Below are 9,165 nucleotides of genomic sequence, written 5' to 3'. Positions count from 1 at the left end.
TGCCATAATGAGTTTTGCCCAAACTCAGATCTTCAGCCAAGAACTCCTCCGACGATCCATCACCCAAGTTCACGATAAGGCCACCTCTCTCGCTAATATCTACAGCCCTCCCCAAAATAAGGTGTTCATCCTTATTAAGGGTAATATCTCGTCCTAGTGTTACATTGTTATCAATCCATTTTGCTCGGAGATAGGGATGTCCACCCTTCAAAAAAACCCGGTAATGTTCTTCCCATGAAATGATAAACTGCTTAAGTACTTTGGAACGGGAGACGTCTTGCCCCATTTCTAACCTTAGGGATGTACTCGTTTTTTGGCAATTGGGGGGGAGTTGATCAATATCGAGATTAACATTTATCCCAATGCCGATAATTACGTACTCAGGGCCACCTCTGGAAAAGCTACTCTGGGCGAGTATACCGCACACTTTTTTTCCTCTTATGACAATGTCATTGGGCCATTTAATCCCTGCTGCACATCCAGTCACTTTTCTTATGGTTTCGGCAACGACAACCCCGCAAAGGAGTGTCAGTTGAGGAATAAACTGCACACTGATTTCAGGTCTCAACACCATCGACATCAAAATCCCCTTGCCAGGCGGACACGCCCACTGACGATTCATCCTTCCCCTCCCGGATGTCTGAGATCTACTTATAACTAGGGTACCCTCGGGAGCTCCAGATTGTGCCATAAGCTGTGCAATATGGTTGGTTGAAGATACTTTCCTATAGATGTATATCTCCTTTCCCTGCCAGTTGATATGCTTATGCGGGATAGAAGCCTCTCCATTGTTGTTCTCCTCTATATTAACCATACTACCTATCACCTCTCATGCTTAGAGAAATAAATCTACCACCTCCTTATGCCCCGTTAGATGTAAGGGTTAACCCGACACGCAAAAGGAAAGTGGCAGAATTAATAACAATCATAATCTTTTAACAGGTCTAACCTTTATCCTTTGATAACTCTTGGAGTTATCATCTGGTGGATGGCACAAATGGATGCTGGGTTCTGATAGTAAGCACCGACAAAGGCCTGGCAGTATTTGCGCAGATTCGAAAAATCTACTATTTCATCGAGAAAACCTTTTTGGGCACAATATGCGGGTCTGGATTTATCATAGTAATCTTTAACCATCTTGTTCATTTTTTCGATGGTAGGCTCTAAGGACTTGCCCGCATCCTTGTCTTTAACTAGCCGTCGCGCATAAGAAGCGGCTGCCGCTGTTTCTCCATGCATTACATAGACTTCAGTGGTAGCTGTACCTAGCGTGAATACATTATTGTTATTCGCTTGAGGTCCTCCCAACACGTAATGGGCAGCCGCGGTACCTTTTCTCAAAATAATTGACATCATAGGATTGTCTGTTTGTTCTATGGAATAAATCAACGACATTCCCAGCCCCAACATCTCGGCTTTTTCAGCGGTGTCACCAACATCGATGCCAGTGGTATCCTGCACCCAGACGAGTGGAATACGATCACGACCACAGAACGTTACAAACTCGCTCATTTTAATGAGCCCCTCACGGTATAACTTTCCACCTATCCCCTGATAATCTGCATACTTGGGATAATCGGGACCCAACACTCCCTGGTTATTGGCGATAAATCCACACAACAATCCATCTACTTTGGCAAGTCCGCAGTATACTTCAAGGCCATAGTCGGGTTTGAACTCCATATGCTCACTGTTATCAAAAAGCCTGGCCAATACTTCATGCATCGGATAAGTTCGTTTTTGGTTAAAAGGTACCAAGCTATAGAGATCCGTTGCAGGGAATTTTGGTTCAGCAGGATCAGCTACTCTAAAGAATTCTGGGGCATACGCAGGTATTGTCTTCATATATCTTTTGATATCGTCCAGTACACCTTCTTCTGTATCACAAACATCTCTGATGAAACCGGTTCCGTTGTGGTGGATTTCTACTCGACCTGGAGGAGTTGTCTCGGATTTACGAGTGAGCTCAATCAATTCTTCGGCAGCTTCCTCATCAAAACAACCATTGGGGTTCATACCGCCAACGATACCCACGCCGCCAACTGCCATATTTGCATTTTTGTGGGCGATCAAAATAGTAGGACTGATCGAGTGGTAACCCCCACCAGCAGGGTTGGTTCCATAGATGCCGACGATAATAGGTATACCCATTTCTTGCAGCTCTGCATGCCGGAAGAAAGGGGTGCCGCTCCCCCTACGGTTGGGGTAAAGCTCATCTTGTTCCATCAACTTTGCACCACTGCAGTTGAGAACCCAAACTAAGGGTAAGTGAAGTCTTTTCGCGATATCCGTTACCCGCAGGACATTATCTGCCTGTCCAGAAAGCCATGCTCCAGCCATAACTTTATTGTTGGAGGCTATGATAACAGCCCATTTACCTTCTATTTTGCCGAGTCCGTCAATCACTCCAGTATTTCCCTCTTCATTACTCGCTGGGTCATAGATCGTATGCAAGGGACACCAGGTTCCTGGATCAACCAGGTAATCGATGCGCTGCCATGCTGTCATCTCGCCTTTTTTGTTCATATCTTCTGTTGCCTTGCCCGAATTTTTGACCCGGTCAACTTCTTTAGCTATCTCTGCTTCCACATTTTCTATGTCTTCGACATTCTGTTTGAGAGTGCGGGTTAATTTCTTACCAATAGCGGGCATTTCTTTAAAGTATGGATGCAATGAATATCCGTAATCACCCATTTTTATGGTCTCCCCTCTTATCCAAACTGCGTTAGGTGGTAACGACGACTCTCAATCAATTAACGGTTGGGTTGGTAACCCAGTTCGATCTTCGCGATAATCTGCATATGAATATTGGATGTTCCTTCTAGCGTTTCAAACTGTTTGGCATCACGGAGCCACCTGCCGCATGGATATTCAGTTGAATAACCATACGAACCATAGATTTTCATTGCCATATTCGCACCATGAACTGCTGCGTTACTGCCGAATAGTTTAGCCAGCGAAGTCGCCTGTTGATTCGGTAATTTATTTTCTTTGAGCCAAGCAGCCCGATAAACGAGAGATTTGGCCGCTTCATCTTCTAGTTTCATTTCCGCAATCTGCTGCTGGATCATTTGATATTTTCCAATGGGTTTACCAAACTGAGTGCGCTCATTAGCATATTGAACTGCACCCTCTAGACAGGCCGCTGAAAGCGCTGCTGAACCCGTAGCGCAACCCATACGCGTATTATTCAACATCCACATACAGATCTGGAAGCCTTTATTTAAAGGACCTAAAAGGTTTTCCTTCGGAATCACTGCGTCTTCAAATACCAATTCCGAAGTTGGAGCAGTCCACATGCCAACTTTCCCGAGAATCGGATTTCTCGTAATGCCCGGGGTATTATTGTAGTCGATTATAAAACAGGACAGCCCCTTAGCTCCTCCGCCTACTTCGGTGGCCGCATAGAGAAGTCCAACATCACACGTGTGTCCGCCCGATATCCACATTTTGGTACCATTGATTAACCAATGGTCACCTTTATCCGTCGCGAAGGTCTTCATACTACCCACATCGGAACCAGAATTGGGTTCAGTTATAGCAAAGCTACCCACGTTCTTCCCACTAACAAGGCCGGGTATATACTTTTGTTTTTGTTCCTCTGTCCCATATTCATTAATAGTCATGGCTGGTCCCCAGCAGTTGCCGCTGACACTTAGTCTCCATGAAGTATGCACCTTGGCTATTTCATATAAAGCAGTTACAGCTTCCATCCAACCCATACCATTTCCGCCATACTCCTCAGGTATGCTCCAGCCTAACAGGCCCAAATCGCCCATCTTAGTTAGTATCTCTCGGCGATAATAGTGATTTTCTTCGTCCTTTTCAACATAAGGAGCAATTTCCTTATTCGCGAAATCTCGAGCCATATCTTGAACCATTCTTTGTTCTTCGGATAATCCAAAATCCATTATTTGTCCCCTCCTTACTCAATCACTGCCAGGACATCGCCTTCTTGCACCCGATCGCCGACCTTGACATTAAGCTCTTTCACTATCCCTGTATCACCGAATACGGGGTTTTCCATTTTCATTGCCTCGATTATAAATAATTCATCATCTTCGGAAACTTCTTGACCTACCTTTATGTTGATTTCAATTATCTTTCCGGCTATAGGACACTCTAAATTTGCCATTGTTAATACCTCCTAAAATTTTTCTTTAAACGAAGACCTATTTCACCTCTCTTTAGTAATTTGAAACCATAGTTATGCGTAAATAAACTGCTGTTCTACCTTCTTACATTGCAAAAACAATGCCATTACTTGTTAGCAATGGCATATTCTTAATGGTTCATAAAAAAATGCTGATGACTTAAGAGAAATAGGATAAAGACAGGACGTACATTTTTAAACAGATAGAACAAAAGGTCTTTCCCTGACGAAAACATTCTGAACATTCACGCTTGTTCGTCTCTTTTTATTAAATGTGAGTGTATTCGCTGTCCGGTTATCCAGACAAGTGTATGGATATCCCTACATCTGTCACAGATACAGGCACCTTACGATCATTAACATTTCTCGTTTCCAACGTCTGGCATGAAAATTGCTTATTTAAAGGATGTCAGACTAAAAGGGGGGAGGAATATACTTTTTCGATTTCTGCAATTATAATTGCCGGATCAAGACTTGCGAATTGAAAGGAGATTGTTATGGAAGTTTTCAATATGATAAAAGCGATGGGGCAAGGAACAGGTCTTGCACAATTCACACCGGCTCATATAATCATGTTAGCTATTGGCATATTATTTATATGGTTTGGAATTGTAAAAAAGTATGAGCCCTTCCTGCTAGTGCCTCTAGGGATTGGTTGTATCCTAGTAAACATTCCGGGTACAGGTTTAATGGCCCCGGGTGGGCTTTTGGCTTATAACTACCAGGGTATAGCCTTAGTCATTTACCCACCTTTAATATTTTTAGGGGTCGGCGCTATGACGGACTTTGGACCATTGATTGCCAATCCGAGTACGATTATCCTCGGCGCGGCCGCACATTTAGGTATTTTTATCGCATTAGTTGGTGCTAAACTTCTGGGCTTTAGTCTTGCTGAGGCTAGTGCAATTGGCATAATTGGAGGAGCAGATGGGCCCATGGCTATCTATGTGGCGACTAAACTGGCTCCACATTTACTTGGACCGATCGCTGTTGCCGCCTATTCTTATATGGCATTACTTCCGCTGATTCAGCCACCCATTATGAAAGCGTTAGTTCCGCTCGAAGAAAGAAAAATAGCTATGGCGAAAATAAAGCCCGTCTCTAAGCGTGAAAAAATCATTTTCCCCGTCATGATGATTCTAATCGTTTTGATATTACTACCACCAATTGCGCCATTGATTTCCTGCTTGATGTTGGGAAACCTGATCAGGGAATCGGGTGTTATGGATAGAGTTTCCGCCACAATTGGAGGGGTATTTTTAGATGTCATTACTGTATTTATAGCCGTTGCTATTGGATCAACCATGAGTGCAGAGAACTTCGTTAATCTACAAACACTAAAAATCGTGACACTTGGACTCATTGCATTTTGTTTTGGCACAGCCAGTGGCATCTTGTGGGCGAGGCTGATGTGCAAGATAAGCGGAGGAAGAATCAATCCACTAATCGGCTCAGCGGGTATTGCAGCTGTTCCAATGGCAGCACGGGTATCTCATAATATTGGGCTACAATACAATAAACGCAATTACTTAATTATGCATGCTATGGGACCCAATCTAGCGGGTGTTTTAGGGACCGCGGTAGCCGGTGGAATCATGATAACGTTATTGGGGGCGTTTTAAATGGCAATTATTCCAGATACTCTTTCAGGGGCACTTGTATTAAGTGTATTTGATTTTGTTGCTTGTTTCTTTGTGCTTTGGGGGATCAGTTTCTTGATCAGAGGTCTTAGTTTTGTTAGCAATAAGTTCCCAGATTCTACGGATGATAGTAAAAAGAGTTCGCAATAATAGTACCCATCCGAACAAGGCGAAAGGAGGCAGAACTCAGTGGTTCGAATTGCCGATCTAGAATCAGGTGATTACTGGAAACACATGGGCATGACGACTGTCCCTAATGTTGACGGAAAAACCCAAGTTGTTATGAAAGTAACTGAGCAGCTAAAACAATTTTATGGAAATGTTCATGGCGGTGTTCTTGCTGGTTTGCTTGATTCGGCTATTGCTGTAGCTGTAAATGAACGCTTAGATTCGAGCGAAGGCGCTTCGACTGTGGAATTGAAATTAAATTACTTGCGTCCAGTTAATGAAGGAACACTCTGGGCTGAGGGTAAGATCATCCAAAAGGGCAGGAGAATTATTGTTGGGCAAGGTGAAATCAAGGATGATTCAGGCAACCTGGTAGCCTTTGGGACTGCAACTTTTATGGTCACTCAACTTGCCCGTTAGGGGTAATTGAAGTGAGACCTACGTCCCGGACACAAATAATAAAGAGCCCTCCCATAGTAGAATATATGATCTACCATGTGAGGGCTCTTTTCTTTTCTATTCTAGTATGTTTGAGCGTTCTTCCCCGCTACATAACCAGAGGACCAGGCCCACTGCAAGTTATAACCTCCGCAGTCTCCGTCGATATCCATAATTTCTCCCGCGAAGAAAAGCCCGGGTACTAACTTCGATTCCATCGTATTCTGGTTTATATCTCGTACATCGATACCCCCTGCGGTGACCTGAGCAGCCGTCCAGGTATTTGTGCCTATTACCTTAAAGCGCCAGTCCTGCAAGATATTTATGATATCTTCCTTCTCCCGAGCGGTCAAGAGCGCCACTGGCTTGTTAAGATCTTCGATACCAGCCTGTTTCAGCAATACCGGTACAAGTTGTTTATTGATAAAGCCAACAAAACTAAAGGACACATTTTTTTCAGGATTATCCTGCCAGCGTTTATTCACATAGCTCACGAGCTGATCCTTTGGCAGATGGTTGATGAGCACGACCTTGACCCAAACCGCTTGGCTCTTTTTCAGTTTTTCCGCAGCCGTCCGACTTAATTGGAAAATAGCTGGGCCAGAAATACCGTACTCAGTAAATAATAATTCTCCTCGCGCCTTAGCTACGGTTTTATTTTGGACGATGATCTCCGCATCTCCATCAAATTTTATTCCTTTAATTTGCTTGAGAAAAGGCTCGGCCAGCTTAAGCTGAACAAGCGATGGAAATGGCTCAATTAAACGATGCCCTAGTTTTTCGGCTAAGGCGTAGCCACTGCCATTAGAACCTAAATTAGGAGCTGCTTTGCCTCCGGTCGCGAGAATTACTCGATGAGCAAAATACTTGGCCCCATTCTTAGCTAAAATATCAAAACCCTCGGACTGTTTTCGAATCTCCTTCACTTCTGCCTCAACAATGGTTTCTATTCCTAGCCGATTCAATTCATAGCGTAATACATCTAAGACACTGGACGCCTGATTGGAAAAGGGGAAAACCTTTCCTTCCTCTTCAACCTTATGGGTAATCCCCAAGTGTTCGAAATAATCGATGGTCTGAATATTATCCATAGCCTGCAGGGCATTATAAGCAAACTTAGGATTCATGCCATGAAAATGAGAGATGTGCATATCCATATTGGTTAAATTACAACGACCATTACCTGTCGCTAATATCTTCTTACCCACCCGCTGGTTTTTCTCTAAAATAGTGACCTGAGCCCCTTGGTGACCGGCTATCACAGCAGCAAACAAACCCGCTGCCCCTCCTCCCACCACAACAATCTTAATTTGTTCTCCTTTAGGCATCGTAATCCCCCTTAGACAAATCCAATAAATCAGCCTACTCTCGCTATAGTATACCGCACCCCATCGTCAACACACAATTTTTAAAAGACAAGTTAATAATCTAGCCCGTTTCTCAGCAGGAATTTCGTTCGTTTTGTAGAACTATTGATGTGTCATTATTAATATGAAAGGAGTGTCATACAATGGGAGAAAAAAGCACCAAGAAGGAGACAAAGAAACCAAAGCAGCCTAAAAAACCGAAATGAAATGCGAGCTCCTGATTGAACTCACCAAAATAGAATAAAACAAAGGCGGACCCCTACTTATTATGGGTTCCGCCTTTTGTTTTTAGCAACGTTGAAAAAATATTTAAATCCTACTTAGATGTTAAAACCTTATCACTAATTAGTTGGTATTCATTCAGCAATCGATCTAATCTTTGACTTAGCTTTACGACCTCTGGATCCGTGAGGGGTTTACTTTTTCCTAATTGAATAAGCTCTCTTCGCATTTCTTCAATAAACTTGATCAAATGAGCAACTTGGCATTCCACTTCAATTCAAACTTCCCTTCCTAGGACTCACAATGTCTATTGTACTGCAAAATAATAGATTTTATCCATAGGAAGTTTTGTCGAATTTCGTCAACAAATACGTTCATCAATATATTTTCGCATCACCTTTAGCAATTTGTTCCAGTAGGGTGGGTAAGCGTTGCTCCCATATCGTACTGCAGCATTGAATCTGTCACCCCAAACTGCTGGTCACAAGTCTTGCAAAAGTGGGTAGGATCGTTTGAAGTAACGCAACAGCCACCCAGAACAAGCTCTCCGCCTTCAGCTGCCTCAAAAGCTTCATATGTTGGCTCTCCGTATATGATCTTAAGGGTATGATTTGAGCCACAGGCTGGACATCTTTTCTTTGGCATTTTGACACCTCATCCTCAAAAAGATTCACTACATAGCGAAAATTATGTCCCAACTCTATATCACCATTTGTTCAGATAATATGGATAATGGGAGGTTTGCTTTACTTAATAAATCTATTTTTAAATGAGATTAACCATCCTCGTTTCCCTTCAGGTCCATCGATAATATCAGTTGGAACCAAGTTAAAAGATTCTAAAATAGCATTCATCTCAGTTATTAGTTTAAATAACCTATTCCCATATTCCTCAACATTCTGAGGGTTAATTATTTTGTAAAATGGTATATTTACATAGAATTTTGTTCCTTTATATTCTTGACCATTAACGGTTCCTTTCGTAAGTTGACTACTTACATGATGAATACTGTTTTGAAAAAAAATATTATACATTGCTGATTCTGGTGCAGAAACCCTCTGATTTTTTCATCAAAAAGCAGGAATCTACCTCAATTGTGTTGAATTATATAGTATAGTGGAGATAACCATAGATATCTCAATATAATTTATCTATACTGTAGTTTGAGGTGATTTTT

At 42.5% G+C, this 9,165-nt stretch carries 11 protein-coding genes; 3 read left to right on the top strand and 8 right to left on the bottom strand.

Annotated features, from left to right (window positions below; genetic code table 11):
* The 4 genes from VM640_RS00790 to VM640_RS00775 form a co-directional block, all read right to left on the bottom strand.
* On the bottom strand, positions 1–691 hold a 691-nt coding region (locus VM640_RS00790), incomplete at its 3' end, for a biotin--[acetyl-CoA-carboxylase] ligase (protein ID WP_325388924.1).
* Positions 692–951: 260 nt separating this feature from the next.
* Entirely contained in the window at positions 952–2,694 is a 1,743-nt protein-coding gene (locus VM640_RS00785; RefSeq protein WP_325388922.1) for an acyl-CoA carboxylase subunit beta, read from the bottom strand.
* A 59-nt stretch (positions 2,695–2,753) separates the two neighbouring features.
* Positions 2,754–3,911: an acyl-CoA dehydrogenase family protein gene (locus VM640_RS00780; RefSeq protein WP_325388920.1), complete on the bottom strand. Its 1,158-nt coding sequence runs from the start codon at positions 3,909–3,911 to the stop codon at positions 2,754–2,756.
* 14 nt (positions 3,912–3,925) lie between these two features.
* Positions 3,926–4,135, bottom strand: a complete 210-nt coding sequence (locus VM640_RS00775) for an acyl-CoA carboxylase biotin carboxyl carrier protein subunit (protein ID WP_325388918.1) — start codon at positions 4,133–4,135, stop codon at positions 3,926–3,928.
* 515 nt (positions 4,136–4,650) lie between these two features.
* On the opposite strand from VM640_RS00775, the gene VM640_RS00770 reads away from it, so the two are divergent.
* The 3 genes from VM640_RS00770 to VM640_RS00760 are packed head-to-tail and all read left to right on the top strand — an operon-like array spanning position 4,651 to position 6,381.
* Positions 4,651–5,775, top strand: coding sequence for a sodium ion-translocating decarboxylase subunit beta (locus tag VM640_RS00770; protein WP_325388916.1), 1,125 nt, complete (start codon positions 4,651–4,653; stop codon positions 5,773–5,775).
* On the top strand, positions 5,776–5,943 hold the full coding sequence (locus VM640_RS00765; protein WP_325388914.1) for a hypothetical protein: 168 nt from the start codon (positions 5,776–5,778) through the stop codon (positions 5,941–5,943).
* Positions 5,944–5,982: 39 nt separating this feature from the next.
* Positions 5,983–6,381 carry a PaaI family thioesterase gene (locus VM640_RS00760; protein ID WP_325388912.1) on the top strand — a complete coding sequence of 133 codons (399 nt, stop codon included), beginning with the start codon at positions 5,983–5,985 and terminating at the stop codon, positions 6,379–6,381.
* 101 nt (positions 6,382–6,482) lie between these two features.
* Here the strand turns inward: VM640_RS00760 and VM640_RS00755 are convergent, their stop codons facing one another.
* The 4 genes from VM640_RS00755 to VM640_RS00740 all read right to left on the bottom strand — a co-directional run bounded on the left by VM640_RS00755 (position 6,483) and on the right by VM640_RS00740 (position 9,022).
* Complete coding sequence (locus tag VM640_RS00755; protein ID WP_325388910.1) at positions 6,483–7,727, bottom strand: BaiN/RdsA family NAD(P)/FAD-dependent oxidoreductase; 1,245 nt, start codon at positions 7,725–7,727, stop codon at positions 6,483–6,485.
* 355 nt (positions 7,728–8,082) lie between these two features.
* Positions 8,083–8,259 (bottom strand): aspartyl-phosphate phosphatase Spo0E family protein, encoded by a 177-nt coding sequence (locus tag VM640_RS00750; protein WP_325388908.1) that lies wholly within the window; start codon positions 8,257–8,259, stop codon positions 8,083–8,085.
* Positions 8,260–8,387: 128 nt separating this feature from the next.
* On the bottom strand, positions 8,388–8,633 hold the full coding sequence (locus VM640_RS00745; protein WP_325388906.1) for a hypothetical protein: 246 nt from the start codon (positions 8,631–8,633) through the stop codon (positions 8,388–8,390).
* 101 nt (positions 8,634–8,734) lie between these two features.
* A complete protein-coding gene (locus tag VM640_RS00740; protein WP_325388904.1) occupies positions 8,735–9,022 on the bottom strand; it encodes a hypothetical protein in 288 nt (95 codons plus the stop codon).
* Positions 9,023–9,165 lie beyond the last annotated feature (143 nt).

It is taken from the genome of Desulfitobacterium sp. (assembly GCF_035539115.1).
Lineage (GTDB): Bacteria > Bacillota > Desulfitobacteriia > Desulfitobacteriales > Desulfitobacteriaceae > Desulfitobacterium_A.
The sequence above is the reverse complement of the archived record's forward strand: the minus strand, read 5'-3'. Positions and strand labels throughout refer to the sequence as shown.